Origin of the sequence: Winogradskyella ouciana (assembly GCF_965284585.1) — a bacterium.
GTDB lineage: Bacteria > Bacteroidota > Bacteroidia > Flavobacteriales > Flavobacteriaceae > Winogradskyella > Winogradskyella ouciana.
The window spans coordinates 1,607,332-1,622,627 of the sequence record NZ_OZ260095.1 but is presented as its reverse complement, the minus strand read 5'-3'; the positions used below and the strand labels follow the sequence as shown (position 1 = coordinate 1,622,627).

Below are 15,296 nucleotides of genomic sequence, written 5' to 3'. Positions count from 1 at the left end.
CCAAAAGATAAATAATCCATGCCAATTCCCATAGTAAATTCTATTGCTTCGTGGTTTTTAAAAAAGCGGTTCCATCAAATTGAACTCTTTTTAAAATACCCTAATGAAGTACAAAATGAATTACTGTTTAGCTTATTAAAATTCGCTAAGGATACCGAAATAGGAAAACAATATGATTTTGCCTCTATAAAAACCTACGCAGAATTTAACGATCGTATTCCCATTGTTAATTACGAGATTATTCAACCGCTCATTGAACGATCTAGAAATGGTGAGCAGAACATTTTTTGGCCAAGGCCTATTAAATGGTTTGCGAAGTCGAGCGGTACAACCAATGCAAAAAGTAAATTCATTCCTGTTAGTATGGACTCTTTGGAAGACTGTCATTATGCAGCCAGTAAGGATTTACTCTGTATGTACCTTAACAATAACGAAGATGCACAATTGTTTACTGGCAAGAGCTTGCGGCTTGGCGGCAGTAAGGAGCTTTACAAAGAAAACGGAACCGTATTTGGAGACCTAAGTGCTATTCTTATAGATAACATGCCATTTTGGGCTGAATTCAGCAGCACTCCTAGTAGTAGAGTGTCACTGATGAGTGAGTGGGAAACCAAAATGCAAGCCATTGTTGACGAGACCATTAATGAAAATGTAACCAGTCTTGCTGGAGTGCCTTCCTGGATGCTTGTTCTACTCAATAACGTTTTAGATAAGACAGAAAAGGAAAGTATTTTTGATATATGGCCAAATCTTGAAGTTTATTTTCATGGTGGTGTCAGTTTTAATCCTTACAAAGACCAATACAAAGCCATATTACCTAAAAATAATTTTAGATATTACGAAATCTACAATGCTTCAGAGGGGTTCTTCGCTATTCAAGACCAAAATAATTCTAGTGATTTAATGCTAATGCTAGATTATGGTATCTTCTATGAGTTTATTCCTATGGATTCTTATGGTACAAGCGAGCAAAAGGTAATTCCTTTAAGTGAGGTTGAACTCAATAAAAACTATGCCGTAATTATCACTACAAATGCCGGACTTTGGCGTTATAAAATTGGTGACACCATTCGTTTTGTGAGTTTAAGTCCGCATAGAATAAAAGTTTCGGGCAGAACAAAACACCATATCAATGCCTTTGGTGAAGAATTGATTATTGAAAATGCTGAAGATGCCCTAAAGAAAGTCTGTAAAAGAACCTCAGCAGAAATTGTGGACTACACTGCAGCTCCAATTTTTATGAATGGTAAAGAAAAAGGGGCTCATGAGTGGATTATTGAATTTAAAAGGCCACCTGAGGACATGTCTTATTTTGAGGAGTTATTCGATAACGCTTTAAAGTCATTAAACTCTGATTATGAAGCCAAGCGTTATAACAATATGACGTTAAACAAACCAAAAATTCACTGTGCCAGAACCAACCTTTTCTATGACTGGCTTAAGGAAAATAATAAACTGGGAGGACAACATAAAGTCCCTCGTTTATCCAATTCTAGGGACTATGTAGATGAGTTATTGCGTCTAAATGAAGTCTAAAACTGCCTAATTTCATCGAAGAAATCAGTATTTGCTTAATAATTGTCGGATAAATACGATTATTATCTAAAAAAAGTGACAAAAACATAGGGTGTGTAACATTGTTGGTAATTTGCTATTGCTATTAATCCATTATCCCTACGTTATGAAATCTACGATTCATGTGCTGTTATCGGCACTTATGATCTGTACTTACTCTTCATTAGATACTACAGACCCTGCAAAAGACAGTGTTGATGACCGAAACAAAAGTGGCTACACTTACACTGTAAATATTTCAAAAATTAACTCCAAGTATTCTGAAATTGCCTGTACCACGTTTAGAAATAAATTGGTTTTGGTATCCTCAAAAAAAATTGGCGGTTTAGGCAACGGAGTAGATCCTGTTACCAATGAACCTTTCACTGATTTGTTTTGCACGGACATTGAAGCTTATGGCAAATTATCGCAACCTTTATTATTTAGTCGTATTTTAAACACTAAGGCCAATGAAGGTCAAGTTGCTTTTTCGCCAGACGAACATACCATTTATTACACACGAAGTACGCGTACCAATTCCTTGAACTATAAATTATTTAAAGCCGAATTGGAAAAAGATTCTTATGGTAATTGGATCAATGAAATGGAGCTTTCTATTAGTAGTGATGACTACTCTATAGAAAATCCGCATGTATCATCTGACGGAAAGCACCTCTATTTCTCTTCTAATATGTCATCTGGTTTTGGAGGTTTTGATATTTATAAAGCTGAAATTAAAGTTGATGGCTCTCTTGGTCATCCTGAAAACCTGGGAAGTACAATTAACACTTCTGAAGACGAAAAATATCCGCATACATCCAAAGATGGTACAGAATTGTTTTTCTCTTCCAAAGGACATAACAGTATTGGTGGTTATGACATATTTATTTCTACAGTGACCAATGCGGACTATAAAATTCCAAGAAATTTAGGGTATGCTGTTAATTCAGAGAAAGATGAAGTGGCGTTTATATTTATTGATCATAAGAAAGGCGTATTCTCATCTAACAAAGACAATGAGAACAATGCGTTTAACTTGTATAGATTTCAGTCGAGAGCAATTTATCAAGAGCTTAATGGTATTGTAATAACTGAAGATGATAGAATATTACCAAATGCAACCGTTGTATTGTTAAACGGTGAAGGGCAAGAGATAGAACGACAAGTTACAAGTAATGATGCCACTTACAGTTTTAAAATCAAAGCTTTTGAAGACTACCAACTAAAGGTGGTTAAAGATGGTTACAAAGATTATTCTTTAAAATTTCAATCTGAGGAAAGCCAATTTAAGGCCATATTAAAACTATCCTCTAAGGTAAGTTATAACCAAAAATAGTTGTGAACCATTTAACGACATTTAGTGCATTGAAATTTCATACAACGAGATTTAAAACACCTTTAACCAAAAAAGAAACTAAAAGCCTTTTACTCTAAAAGTTGACTCTATATTAGCAGTAAATAAATGTGCTATTAAGTTTATTTAAACCTTAATTAAATAATTATAAAATATTGCCAGCAATATTATATTAATCAATCCTAATTCAATAAAAAAACCACAATCTTGAGATTGTGGTTTCTTTTTTTATTAAACTTTTTTAATCTAAGACACCGCCTTCAACTTCTTTAAAGTAGATTTAGACAATCTGTCTTCTGCGTAAGCCTTGGTGACATTTAGTTTGGTTTCACCAGAACCTGGTAAATCGAACATCGCTTCCGTTAATATCTCTTCGCATAGCGAGCGTAATCCACGAGCACCTAATTTATATTCTATTGCTTTTTCTACAATATAATTTAATGCTCCTTCAGTAATGGTAAATTCAACCTCATCCATGGCAAACAATTTTTTGTATTGTTTGATAATGGCATTCTTTGGCTCAGTTAAAATGGCTCTAAGCGTGTCTGCATCTAAAGGATCCATGTGAGTTAACACAGGTAATCGACCAATAATTTCTGGTATCAATCCAAAATCCTTTAAATCTTTTGGTATGATATACTGTAAAATGTTATCATTATCAATTGTATCATCCTTAACGGTACTATATCCTATGGCTTGCATATTGAGTCGTTTGGTTATAACACGTTCAATACCGTCAAACGCTCCACCAGCTATAAATAAGATATGCTCAGTATTAACTTCAATAAATTTTTGATCAGGATGTTTACGACCTCCTTTTGGTGGTACGTTAACTACAGTCCCTTCCAATAATTTTAACAAGGCTTGCTGCACACCTTCACCAGATACGTCCCTAGTAATGGATGGGTTATCACTCTTACGTGCAATTTTATCTATTTCATCAATAAATACAATACCGCGTTGGGCTTTTTCAAGATTATAATCAGCAGCTTGCAATAGACGTGTTAAAATACTTTCAACATCTTCACCAACGTAACCTGCTTCAGTAAGTACAGTTGCATCAACAATTGCCAAAGGCACATTGAGCATTTTAGCCACCGTTTTTGCCATTAAGGTTTTACCAGTACCTGTTTGCCCAACCATAATGATATTACTCTTTTGAATCTCAATATCATCATCAGAAGGTGGTTGTAATAAACGCTTATAGTGATTATAAACAGCAACGGACATCACGCGCTTTGTATATTCTTGTCCAATTATATATTCGTCTAAGAATGCTTTAATTTCTTTGGGTTTTCTTAGCATCAGTTCTGCACTGAGCTCAGAATTGCCTGTTTGCTTGGACTCCTCAATAACAATACCATGCGCTTGCTCTATACAACGATCGCATATATGTGCATCTAGTCCTGCAATCAACAAATTTGTTTCTGGCTTTTTCCTACCACAAAACGAACATTCTAATTCTTCTTTGGCCATTTTAAATTTCATTTAGGTTTCCACAACAATGGAAATCTTCTCATTATTTTATCTTCAAATACTTTAGTCGTAAGTAAATACTATTACTTGCGTTCTAAAACTTCATCAATCATTCCGTACTTAAGGGCTTCTTGAGATCGCATCCAGTAATCTCTATCAGAATCCTTCTCTACTTGCTCTATTGGGTTGCCTGAATGGTCCGCAATGATTTTATATAATTCTTCCTTTACACGTATCGTTTCCTTAAGGGCAATTTGCATGTCGCTTAATTGACCTTGTGTACCACTACTCACCTGGTGAATCATGACGCGAGAATGTTTTAACGCAGAGCGCTTCCCTTTCTCACCAGCACACAATAAAACTGCAGCCATTGAAGCCGCAATACCCGTACAGATTGTCGCTACATCTGGTTTCACAAATTGCATAGTGTCATAAATCCCTAAACCAGCATATACGCTTCCGCCTGGGGAATTAATATAAATTTGAATATCCTTTGAAGCATCCGCACTCTGCAAAAACAACAGTTGTGCCTGAATGATGTTTGCAACTTGATCATTGACTCCAGTGCCAAGAAAAATGATACGATCCATCATCAAACGTGAAAACACATCCATAGCAACGGCATTCATCTGACGCTCTTCAATAATATTAGGTGTTAAATTTGAAGGGTACATGCTATCAATTATTTTGCTGTAGTAGTTACTATTGATACCCTGATCCTTTATAGCGAATTTTTCGAATTCTTTTCCGTAATCCATTTAATTTCAATTTGTTTTTTGATTAAAAAAAAAGCGTAAAACTTTTCAGTTCTACGCCTTAAAGATACTAATTTATTCAATAACCCTTAACTGTAGAATTCTTTAACAAAATCATCATAAGTGATTTCCTTTGTCTTAAGGTTTGCTTCAGTTTTATATAGGTTTAATAATTTTTGGCTCATCAACTGCTCAGAAAGGCGTTTTACCTCTTCTTGATTTCCAAGTATACGAGCTGCAATGTCTTCCAATTCTTTTTCTGAAGGATTCATTTGACCAAACTGTGCCATCTGCCCTTTTATCATTTCCATGGCGTAAGCTTTCAATTCTTCAAACTGAACCTGTAAGTTATGCTCAGTAATTAATTTACCTTCTATTAATTGGTAACGCATACTCTTTTCAGACTTCTCATATTCTTCTTTAGCCTGTTCTTCTGTCATTGGTTCTTCACCAGCAGTTTGCATCCATTTTTGAAGAAATTCTGCAGGTAAATCAAACTTTGTGCTTTCAACCAAATATTCAGTAACGTCATTCAATAATTTTTGGTCACTTTGTTGTTTGAATTGCTTTTCAGAATCTTCCTTGATTTTTTCCTTCAATTCAGTTACAGATGTTACCGCTTTAGGGCCAAACAATTTATCAAACAACTCTTGGTCTAAATCAGCCAACTCACGCTCATTGATTTCAGAAACTTCAAAACTAACGTCGATATCTAATCCATGAGCATCATCATGAGGCACTTTTAAGAACGTCATTAAATCATGATCGTCATTAAATAAGCCTTTAGTCTTTAACTCAATAACATCACCAACTTTAGCACCAATAAATTTCTTTGGATTTGTTTTTCCTTTTAATTTATCTAATGTGAATGTCGCTACATTCTCAATGCCTTTTTCCTCGTTAGTGAACTTTCCTGTTACTTCAGAATCTTTAGTGACTTCGGTTTGAGAAATAAGCTTACCATATTGCTTTTGGATGTGCTTAACTTGATTATCAATCATCTTATCATCCGCGACGATATTGTAATGCGTAATGGCTTTTTTTCCTTTTAACTTAACATCGAATTCTGGTGACAAACCTAATTCAAACTCAAAAGAAAAGGCATCTGCATCCCAGTCTAAATCATCTTGTGGTTTTGGTAATGGATTACCAAGAACATCAAGCTTCTCTTCAACGAGATATTTACCCAATGCATCTTGAAGCAATTTGTTCACCTCATCCACCAATACAGCTTTACCATATTGCTTTTTAACCATTCCCATTGGCACATGTCCTTTTCTAAACCCAGGAATGTTAGCAGACTTACGATAATCCGTTAAGATTTTCTCTACTTTATCGCTATAATCTTCTTTAGCGATATCCACTTTTACAACTGCATTTAATGCATCAATGTCTTCTCTTGTAATGTTCATTATTTTTGTAACTAAAAATTGGGCTGCAAAAATACAATATTTTTTACAACCCAACAATTGTTTTAAGTGATTGAATTTAAGTTACTTTTTGTCTTCTTTTAAGAAGGATTGTAGCAACGATTGTAGTATGGATAATAAAACACTAAAAAGAAGTGCTGTCCAAAAACTACTTACGCCAAATCCGTCTATAAGTTTATCTGCCAAAAGTATGATTAAGGCATTAATAACTAACAGAAAAAGACCTAATGTAATTATTGTTATTGGTAAGGTAAATATTACCAAAATCGGTTTTACCAATAAATTTAGTATTGATAGTACCACTGCTACTATGATAGCACCGACATAGCCATCTACAGTTACTCCGTTTAGGATATGTGCCAAAACAAAAACAGCTAAGGCATTTAGTAAAAGTCTGATTATTAAATTCATAGTCTTATTTTTTTATTAATTTACCATAAAAACGATTGGTATTGAAAAAGGCATAGTTACCGGCTCTCCTCTTTGCGTACCTGGCTCTACGTTTGGTAATTTTTTTATAATTCTTTGAGCCTCGTTTTCTAATTCAGGATGTGGCCCTCTCACTTGAATGTCTTTAACGGTTCCTGATTTATCGATTTTAAACATGACATAAATGCGCTTTTTTCCGGGTGACAACCCTAATTTTTCAATCTTTTTCTTGTCAAAGTTTGAAACAATATGTTCAGCTACTCTCTGGTTTGCACACTTACGTTTCGCCATGTTTCCGAATACGTCTTCGCAACCTGGAAAAATCGGAAATTTTTCTATCACACCATCTGGGACAACAGTAGGTAATATATCTAAATCTTCTTTCTTAGTGTTTATTTTTCTGATTTTTTTGCCTTTCTCGTTATAATTAATCCATGTTTTGGCAAACTCATTATTTTCGTAATAACCCTTCCAAATTAGGTTTCCATTATTATCGTAACGTTTTTCTTCACCATTTTTTCTGTCATTAAGAATAACTCCCTGAATCTTTATCTCACCATTATTATGATAATTTTGATACATCCCGTTTCTATATCCATTTTCATAACTGATACTCCATTCTAAATTCTCATCTTCATCATATAATTTCCATTTACCATAGAGCTGAAAATCTTTATAATTCGCTTCAATTTTCAACTTCCCTTCTTCGGTAAATTGTTTATAGTATCCGCTTTTATAGGCACGTTCATAAAACAAACCACCAGACTCATAATATTCTCTTACTACATGAATATCACCTTCTTTTTCGATTTTTCTTTTTACCGAACCGTCATCAAAAAAAGAAATCTCAGGAATATCCTTTTTCCCTTTTGTAAAGCTTGAAATATTAACAACCTGTCCGTTTTTATTATAACCTTTCCATTCACCGACACGCTTACCGTCCTTATATTGACCTTCTAACATCAATTCGCCCGAGTCATGATAATCTTTAAATGGTCCATCTGGTCGGTTTTGCGATATTGAAGATTGAATACTGAATAAAAAAAGTGTAAGTATAAAAATGTTTTTCATATTGAAAATTAGTTATTTTTTATTGAATAAATTCCATTACAACATCATAAAATTTCTTAGGGTTCTCAGCATGTAACCAATGACCAGCGTTTGTTATGGTAACGATCTTAGAATTGGGAAAATGTCTATTAATGATCGTTTCGTCCGTTTCGCCTATATATTCAGATTTGTCTCCACGCAAAAACAACGTCTCTTTATCAAAAGTAGCATGGACAGGCAAAGCTTCACCAACTTCAGATACTTGCTCCTTTAAAACTTCAAGATTCATTCTTAATCCCAATTGGCCTTTTTCGACCCAATACAAGTTTTTGAGCAAAAACATGCGTGTGCCCATTTCTGGGACATAAGCACTTAAAGCTTCATCGGCTTCACCTCTACTCTTAATTTCAGTAAAATCTAAACTACTCAAACCTTCTAAAATAGCATCGTGGTGTACAGGATAATAGCGAGGTGAAATGTCAGCAACCAATAGTTTATTTACCAACTCTGGATATTTTGCTGCAAAAAGCATAGCTGTTTTTCCTCCCATACTATGTCCCAATAGCACTATATCGTTCAAGTTATTTTCACAACAATACCGTTTCAGATCCTCAGCCATGAGTTCATAGTCAAATTCATCAGCATGAAAACTGCGACCATGATTGCGTTGATCTACGAGATGAACTTCAAAATTAGATTCTGAGAATTGTCTGGCTAGGGTTTTCCAGTTGTCACCCATTCCTAAAAACCCATGTAAAATCACAAAGGGTTTTCCTTTACCTATAATATTGGAGTGTAAAATCATTTCAGTTTATCTAAATACATTTTAATCACATTTTCAGCTCCCAAATAAAGACTTTCTGCTATTAGGGCATGTCCGATGGAAACCTCTAACAATCCTGTAATGTTTTCTTTAAAGTATTTGATATTATCTAAAGATAAATCGTGACCTGCATTAATACCTAATTGAAGTGCATTGGCAAGACCTGCACAAGCCATATAAGGTTTTATACCTTCTTTATTTCCCAACTTATATTGATGTGCATATGCCTCAGTGTAAAGCTCAATTCTGTCTGTTCCTGTTTCTTTTGCTCCTTCAATTTGGTGCAGATCAGGGTCAACGAAAATTGAAGTCCTTATACCATTGTTCTTAAATTCCTTAATCACATCAATAAGAAAATCCTTGTGCCTTACGGTATCCCAACCTGCATTAGAGGTAATGGCATCTTCTGCATCTGGCACCAAGGTTACCTGGGTTGGTTTTATCTCTAAAACCATATCCACAAATTTAGGGATTGGATTGCCTTCAATATTATATTCCGTGTAAACTTCTGGCTTTAGGTCATAAGCATCTTGGTAACGAATATGGCGTTCATCTGGTCTTGGGTGAATCGTTACTCCCTCCGCACCAAATCGTTGTACATCTTTTGCAAATTCCACAACATTTGGCACATCGCCTCCTCTGCTGTTTCTAAGTGTAGCAATCTTATTTATATTAACGCTTAACTTTGTCATTCCATTGGGTTTTGTATTACAAAAATACAGAACTCATCTTGGGTTATTATGCTTATTTTTGATTAATTTGCAAGATATTGAAACCCGAATTATGCAGTTACAAAATTTAGTTATAAATGACATAAACCCATTAAACATTACTGATAAAATCAGCGATTTACAAATGCTTTTTAATCAGTTGACATATTCTCACATTCCTATACAGAAAGATGGAGTTTACATGGGCTGTATTTCTGAAACTGATGCCCATTGTTTTGATGGTGCAAAAATCATTGGAGACTGCAATTATACTATCGAAGGTTTTTTTGTGAGACCTACCACTAACTGGTTAGATGTATTGGAAGCTTTTGCACAAAACGACTCTAACATAATGCCTGTTTTGGATAAGAACAATCTTTATCTTGGCTATTATGAGCTCAATGACATTATGCACTTGTTTAATGAAACACCTTTTTTTTCTGAACCTGGAGGCATTCTAATTGTTGAAAAAGGGATACACGATTATTCGTTTAGTGAAATTAGTCAGATTGTAGAATCCAATGATGCTAAATTGATGGGCGCATTTATCTCTAAAATGGACAGTGATTTGGTAAGAATTACCTTAAAAATTGGCAACGCCAGTCTTAATGAAATTATTCAAACCTTTAGACGCTACAGCTATAATATTGTATCGGGTCATGAAGATGATTCTTATATCGAAAGCCTAAGAGAGCGCTCTCAATATCTTGACAAATACCTAAACATGTAATATGAAAATAGCAGTTTACGGTCAGAATTATGCCAAAGAATCTACTCAAGAGGCATTCGAAATTCTACTCGATGTACTTTTAGAGCGTAAGGTCGGTGTTTACATTGAAGAAGATTTTTTGAAACTTCAAAATGAAGCTATTCAAACTAGTTCTGCTATTTCAAAGTTCAAAGAATTAGATAATACTTTTGATTTACTAATAAGTATAGGTGGAGACGGAACCATTTTAAGAGCTATAACCTTTGTACGAGACTTGGGCATCCCAATCGTTGGTATAAACACAGGTAGATTAGGGTTCTTAGCGACTATTCAAACTGATGAGATAGAAGCTTCACTTTCTGAAATATTTAAAGGAGACTATAAAATATCCGAGCGCTCATTGCTTAGTGTTAGTACTTCACCAACCAACAATGATATTACAGACACCAACTTTGCACTAAATGAAATCGCTTTAAGTAGAAAGAATACCACATCAATGATTACTGTAAAAACACACCTCAATGATGAGTATTTAACGTCCTATTGGGCAGACGGTCTTATTCTTTCGACTCCAACAGGCTCAACGGGATATTCCTTGAGTTGTGGCGGACCTGTAATAGCACCAGATGCCAATAATTTTGCCTTAACACCTATTGCACCTCATAATTTAAGTGCGCGCCCTTTAATTATACCAGACAATACAACAGTTACCTTTAGGGTTGATGGTCGAGAAGATCAATTTCTAATGTCCTTAGACTCTAGAATTGTGACCTTACCAAATACTACAACAGTCACCGTTAAAAAAGCTGATTTTGTAATTAAGATGGTAGAGCGCTTAGACGAAACCTTTTTAGACACGCTAAGAAAAAAACTACTTTGGGGTGAAGATCGTCGCAATTAGGCAATAAATACAAGCAAATTCTGTTTATCTGTAAGACTATTAACATCAAATTGTTATAGGCTAATCATTATTATTATATTTGCAAACTTTGAAAAATTTATGAGGTATTTAATCCTAATTCTAATAAGTATATTTTTCTTCCAAAATACCAATGCCCAAATCTATGAGGTTGGTGTATTTGCTGGTGGGAGTAATTTTATAGGAGATGTTGGGGCAACCGATTATATTTCCCCAAACCAAGGTGCGTTTGGAGCCATCTTTAAATGGAATAGAAGCCCAAGACATTCGTTTAGAGCTTCTGTAATTTTTTCAGATTTAGAAGGTATCGATGGTAAATCAGATGACCCAAGGAGAAGACAACGTGGTTACAACTTCAACACCAGTATTTTAGAAATCTCTGCTGGTATGGAATTTACGTTCTGGGACTTTAACCTGCACGAAATAGGCATTCAAGGCACACCGTATTTGTATTCTGGTATTACCTTGGCAAATCACGATAATTATTACTTTACGCCTGCTGGCGAATATACTTCAGAAAACACATCGAGTTGGGCTTATGGTATTCCCATGGTGCTAGGCTATAAAACCAACATTAGCAATCATCTTATATTAGCGTTAGAAATTGGTGCGCGCTATACTTTTTCTGATGAACTAGACGGTAGTGTACCAGACAATAAAGACAGACAACAATTGAGTTTTGGAAATACTAATAGCAATGATTGGTATGTATTTTCAGGAATTACATTAACTTACACCTTTGGCAGAAGACCTTGCTATTGTAATTTTTAAATGAGCCTTAAAGAACAAATAAATAAAGAAAAGCTTCCTAACCATGTCGCCATTATTATGGACGGTAACGGACGTTGGGCAAAGCAACAAGGCCTTATGCGTGTAATTGGTCATGAGAGCGGCACTAAATCCGTTAGACAAGTTGTTGAAGCCAGTGCAGAGCTAGGTATAAAAAATCTAACTCTTTATGCCTTTTCGACTGAGAACTGGAACAGACCAAAACTAGAAGTCCAAACATTAATGAAACTTTTAGTAAAATCCCTGAAAAAAGAAATAAAAACCCTTCAAGACAATAACATAAAACTATCAGCTATTGGCTGTCTACACGATTTGCCAAAAAAAGCGCACCAAGAACTTTTAGATGTTATAGAAAAGACGAAAAATAATGAGAACATGACATTAACCCTAGCCTTAAGCTATGGTTCTCGTGAAGAAATTGTTAATGTTATTAAAGAATTATCACTTAAAGTTAAAAATAATATAATTTCTACAGAAAGTATTGATGAATCCATTATAAATAAGCATCTTTACACGCAAAATTTACCAGACGTTGACCTACTTATTCGCACAAGTGGTGAACAGAGAATAAGTAATTTTTTGCTTTGGCAAATTGCCTATGCAGAATTGTATTTTACGGATATTTTATGGCCAGATTTTAAGAAGGAAAACCTATACGAAGCGCTCATAGACTATCAAAATAGAGAACGAAGATTTGGAAAAACAAGCGAACAACTCACCTAACAATAAAGTATTGAACACTTTTACTAAACTTATTTGTATTGTATTATTTTTTACAATCTCCTTAAAAAGTAATGCACAGGTTCAAGATGGTGCAAAATACTTGATTAAAGACATTACCGTAACAGGAAATACAAATTTTAGCCCTCAAACTATTATTGCCTATTCTAAGCTTAGAAAAGACGAAGAAATACAGGTTGGCGGAGAAAAAATTGCGAATGCCATTAAAACCTTATGGAAATCTAATCTCTTTAGTAGTATTGACATATACATTACTAATATAGAGGGTAATACTGCGAATTTAGAAATCCGCCTTATTGATTTACCAGAACTTTTAGACTTAACTATTGAAGGTGTTAAGAAGAATAAGAAAGCCGAGATAATAAGTGAAAATAAGCTTCAAAGCGGTGTAAAAGTAACAGAAAACCTTATTGCAACTACGCGTAATTATCTTACTGATAAATACAAAGAGAAAGGATATTTAAATACCGATGTAGATATTATTACAACTGAAGTTATCGACTCTGTAGAAAAAGAGCGTGTTAATATGCGCATTAAAATAGACAGAGGCGAAAAGGTAAAGATCAAAAACATCAATTTTGTAGGTAACGAAAAGGTAAAAGATAAAAAGCTTCGTAAAGCAATGAAAAATACGAAGCAAAAAAACTTCATTAGAGTTTTAAAGCGTTCAAAATACATAGAAGAAGACTTTAGAGAGGATTTAGTAAACGTTATAGATTATTATAAAGAAAATGGTTACAGGGACGCCAGAATAATATCAGATTCTATTAGTTATTTAGATGAGAAAAACATCAACTTAGACATTAAAGTTGAAGAGGGAGAGAAATATACTTTTGGTAAAATTGATTTTGTTGGTAATACCGTATACACAGATCAGCAACTGTCAAATTTATTAGGTATAAAGGAAGGTGACACTTATAATGGTGTTGAGCTCAGAGAACGAATCGATGATCCAAATGATCCTGATGCGCTTAGCTTATCTAATGCTTACCAAAATACGGGTTATATGTTCTCTACTATTAACCCTGTAGAAGTTAGTGCTGAAGGTAATGTTATTGATATGGAGATCAGAATCTCTGAAGGTAAACCAGCCTATTTTAACAATGTAACAGTAGTTGGTAACGATGTTACAAATGACCATGTTATATACAGAGAAATAAGAACACGTCCTGGTGAACTTTACAGTAAGTCTGAAATTATTAGAACATTAAGGGAATTAGGGCAATTAGGTTTCTTTGATGCACAACAGTTAGTTCCTAACATTAAAAATCCTAACCCAGTTGATGGCACATTGGATATTGAATATGAAGTAGCAGAACAGGGCTCTAGCCAAATACAACTTCAAGGTGGTTATGGTGGAGGTGGCTTCATTGGTACGTTAGGTTTATCTTTTAATAATTTTGCCATAAAGGATATTTTTAAGAAAGAAGCTTATAAGCCTGTACCAAGAGGTGATGGACAGAGTTTAGCTTTAAGATTGCAAGCAAGTCAGTTTTTCCAAACCTATAGTTTCTCTTTTAGCGAACCTTGGTTAGGTGGTAAAAAACCGTTTCAATTATCTACGTCGGTTTCGTATTCTAAGCAATTTTTATTCAATTCTCAAACACGAAGAGCTGATAAAAGTAGACGATTTAACATTTTCGGTGTTACTGTTGGCTTAGCTACAAGACTTGCCAAACCAGACGATTATTTTACGCTGTCTCAAGCCTTGAGTTATCAAAATTATGACCTTAGAAATTATAACACGGGTTTATTTACTTTTGGAGACGGAACGTCTAACAACTTATCATATACTATTGGCTTAAGCAGAAATAATTTATATACAGACCCTATCTTCCCAACGGGAGGTTCTAATTTTACAGCCTCAGCTAAATTCTCATTTCCATATTCACTAGTTAATGGAGTAGACTACAAAGCTTTAAAGGACGAAAGAGATCAGCTAGATCCTACCGATCAGGATGATTTTGAGCGTATCGGAGAAATTGACCAGGAACGCTTTAAATGGTTAGAGTTTTACAAAATAAAGTTCAAAGCAGATTGGTACACGTCTCTTTTCAAATTAGGCAATAAAGATTTGGTATTAAGACCTAGTTTAGAGTTTGGATTCTTAGGAGCATACAACAACGATAGAGGAGTTATCCCTTTTGAGCGATTCTTTGTTGGTGGTGACGGTCTTGGAAACTTCGCCTTGGACGGCAGAGAGGTTATCCAACTTCGTGGTTATCCAAACCAATCATTATCTTCTACAGATGGTGGTTCTATCTATAACAAATTTTCATTAGAGTTACGCTACCCTATAACTTTGGGAGCACAAGCTAAAATCTTTGCGCTTACTTTCTTAGAAGGTGGTCAGTCTGTAAATAATTTTAGGGATTTTAATCCTTTTAGCTTACGTAGATCAGCAGGTGTAGGGTTGAGAATTTTTATGCCAGCCTTTGGTTTATTGGGCATAGATTTCGGTCATGCTTTCGATGATTTACCAGATGGTACTGTGCCTAGAAAATGGGAAACACACTTTATAATTGGTCAACAATTTTAAGTTTGGCACGATATTTTC

14 protein-coding genes are annotated in these 15,296 nt (G+C 34.7%); 7 read left to right on the top strand and 7 right to left on the bottom strand.

What is annotated here, in order from left to right; all coding sequences use genetic code 11:
- Positions 1-18: 18 nt before the first annotated feature.
- Together ACQ65V_RS07065 and ACQ65V_RS07060 are read left to right on the top strand one after the other, a co-directional pair.
- On the top strand, positions 19-1,536 hold the full coding sequence (locus ACQ65V_RS07065) for a GH3 auxin-responsive promoter family protein (protein WP_155090195.1): 1,518 nt from the start codon (positions 19-21) through the stop codon (positions 1,534-1,536).
- Positions 1,537-1,681: 145 nt separating this feature from the next.
- Entirely contained in the window at positions 1,682-2,890 is a 1,209-nt protein-coding gene (locus ACQ65V_RS07060) for a carboxypeptidase-like regulatory domain-containing protein (RefSeq protein WP_155090196.1), read from the top strand.
- 264 nt (positions 2,891-3,154) lie between these two features.
- Here ACQ65V_RS07060 and clpX read toward each other — a convergent pair whose 3' ends face one another.
- The 7 genes from clpX to ACQ65V_RS07025 form a co-directional block, all read right to left on the bottom strand.
- Entirely contained in the window at positions 3,155-4,384 is a 1,230-nt protein-coding gene (gene clpX, locus ACQ65V_RS07055) for an ATP-dependent Clp protease ATP-binding subunit ClpX (RefSeq protein WP_155090197.1), read from the bottom strand.
- Between the two features lie 83 nt (positions 4,385-4,467).
- Positions 4,468-5,142 carry a ClpP family protease gene (locus ACQ65V_RS07050; RefSeq protein WP_155090198.1) on the bottom strand — a complete coding sequence of 225 codons (675 nt, stop codon included), beginning with the start codon at positions 5,140-5,142 and terminating at the stop codon, positions 4,468-4,470.
- A gap of 86 nt (positions 5,143-5,228) precedes the next feature.
- On the bottom strand, positions 5,229-6,551 hold the full coding sequence (gene tig, locus ACQ65V_RS07045) for a trigger factor (protein WP_155090199.1): 1,323 nt from the start codon (positions 6,549-6,551) through the stop codon (positions 5,229-5,231).
- 81 nt (positions 6,552-6,632) lie between these two features.
- Positions 6,633-6,980: a phage holin family protein gene (locus ACQ65V_RS07040; RefSeq protein WP_155090200.1), complete on the bottom strand. Its 348-nt coding sequence runs from the start codon at positions 6,978-6,980 to the stop codon at positions 6,633-6,635.
- A 15-nt stretch (positions 6,981-6,995) separates the two neighbouring features.
- Positions 6,996-8,069 carry an energy transducer TonB gene (locus ACQ65V_RS07035; RefSeq protein ID WP_155090201.1) on the bottom strand — a complete coding sequence of 358 codons (1,074 nt, stop codon included), beginning with the start codon at positions 8,067-8,069 and terminating at the stop codon, positions 6,996-6,998.
- Between the two features lie 19 nt (positions 8,070-8,088).
- The gene (locus ACQ65V_RS07030; protein WP_430467379.1) at positions 8,089-8,853 is read right to left on the bottom strand and encodes an alpha/beta fold hydrolase; all 765 of its coding nucleotides are present in this window, start codon (positions 8,851-8,853) and stop codon (positions 8,089-8,091) included.
- Positions 8,850-9,563 carry a pyridoxine 5'-phosphate synthase gene (locus ACQ65V_RS07025; protein ID WP_430467378.1) on the bottom strand — a complete coding sequence of 238 codons (714 nt, stop codon included), beginning with the start codon at positions 9,561-9,563 and terminating at the stop codon, positions 8,850-8,852. The genes ACQ65V_RS07030 and ACQ65V_RS07025 overlap by 4 nt, the downstream gene beginning before the upstream one ends.
- 91 nt (positions 9,564-9,654) lie before the next feature.
- Here ACQ65V_RS07025 and ACQ65V_RS07020 point away from each other — a divergent pair, with 91 nt between their 5' ends.
- The 5 genes from ACQ65V_RS07020 (at position 9,655) to bamA (ending at position 15,278) form a co-directional block, all read left to right on the top strand.
- Complete coding sequence (locus tag ACQ65V_RS07020) at positions 9,655-10,311, top strand: CBS domain-containing protein (protein WP_430467377.1); 657 nt, start codon at positions 9,655-9,657, stop codon at positions 10,309-10,311.
- 1 nt (position 10,312) lies between these two features.
- The gene (locus ACQ65V_RS07015) at positions 10,313-11,191 is read left to right on the top strand and encodes an NAD kinase (RefSeq protein WP_430467376.1); all 879 of its coding nucleotides are present in this window, start codon (positions 10,313-10,315) and stop codon (positions 11,189-11,191) included.
- Between the two features lie 99 nt (positions 11,192-11,290).
- A complete protein-coding gene (locus ACQ65V_RS07010; protein ID WP_430467375.1) occupies positions 11,291-11,980 on the top strand; it encodes a DUF6089 family protein in 690 nt (229 codons plus the stop codon).
- On the top strand, positions 11,981-12,721 hold the full coding sequence (locus tag ACQ65V_RS07005; protein ID WP_155090207.1) for an isoprenyl transferase: 741 nt from the start codon (positions 11,981-11,983) through the stop codon (positions 12,719-12,721).
- On the top strand, positions 12,693-15,278 hold the full coding sequence (bamA, locus tag ACQ65V_RS07000; protein WP_430467374.1) for an outer membrane protein assembly factor BamA: 2,586 nt from the start codon (positions 12,693-12,695) through the stop codon (positions 15,276-15,278). Before ACQ65V_RS07005 ends, bamA begins: the two co-directional genes overlap by 29 nt.
- The last annotated feature ends 18 nt before the right edge of the window (positions 15,279-15,296 follow it).

Coding starts and splice junctions, on each gene's coding strand:
- ACQ65V_RS07030 (WP_430467379.1), bottom strand. CDS start 8,853: ATGATTTTACACTCCAATATTATAGGTAAAGGAAAACCCTTTGTGATT.
- ACQ65V_RS07035 (WP_155090201.1), bottom strand. CDS start 8,069: ATGAAAAACATTTTTATACTTACACTTTTTTTATTCAGTATTCAATCT.
- ACQ65V_RS07020 (WP_430467377.1), top strand. CDS start 9,655: ATGCAGTTACAAAATTTAGTTATAAATGACATAAACCCATTAAACATT.
- ACQ65V_RS07050 (WP_155090198.1), bottom strand. CDS start 5,142: ATGGATTACGGAAAAGAATTCGAAAAATTCGCTATAAAGGATCAGGGT.
- ACQ65V_RS07040 (WP_155090200.1), bottom strand. CDS start 6,980: ATGAATTTAATAATCAGACTTTTACTAAATGCCTTAGCTGTTTTTGTT.
- ACQ65V_RS07005 (WP_155090207.1), top strand. CDS start 11,981: ATGAGCCTTAAAGAACAAATAAATAAAGAAAAGCTTCCTAACCATGTC.
- ACQ65V_RS07010 (WP_430467375.1), top strand. CDS start 11,291: ATGAGGTATTTAATCCTAATTCTAATAAGTATATTTTTCTTCCAAAAT.
- ACQ65V_RS07015 (WP_430467376.1), top strand. CDS start 10,313: ATGAAAATAGCAGTTTACGGTCAGAATTATGCCAAAGAATCTACTCAA.
- clpX (WP_155090197.1), bottom strand. CDS start 4,384: ATGGCCAAAGAAGAATTAGAATGTTCGTTTTGTGGTAGGAAAAAGCCA.
- ACQ65V_RS07025 (WP_430467378.1), bottom strand. CDS start 9,563: ATGACAAAGTTAAGCGTTAATATAAATAAGATTGCTACACTTAGAAAC.
- tig (WP_155090199.1), bottom strand. CDS start 6,551: ATGAACATTACAAGAGAAGACATTGATGCATTAAATGCAGTTGTAAAA.
- ACQ65V_RS07060 (WP_155090196.1), top strand. CDS start 1,682: ATGAAATCTACGATTCATGTGCTGTTATCGGCACTTATGATCTGTACT.
- ACQ65V_RS07065 (WP_155090195.1), top strand. CDS start 19: ATGCCAATTCCCATAGTAAATTCTATTGCTTCGTGGTTTTTAAAAAAG.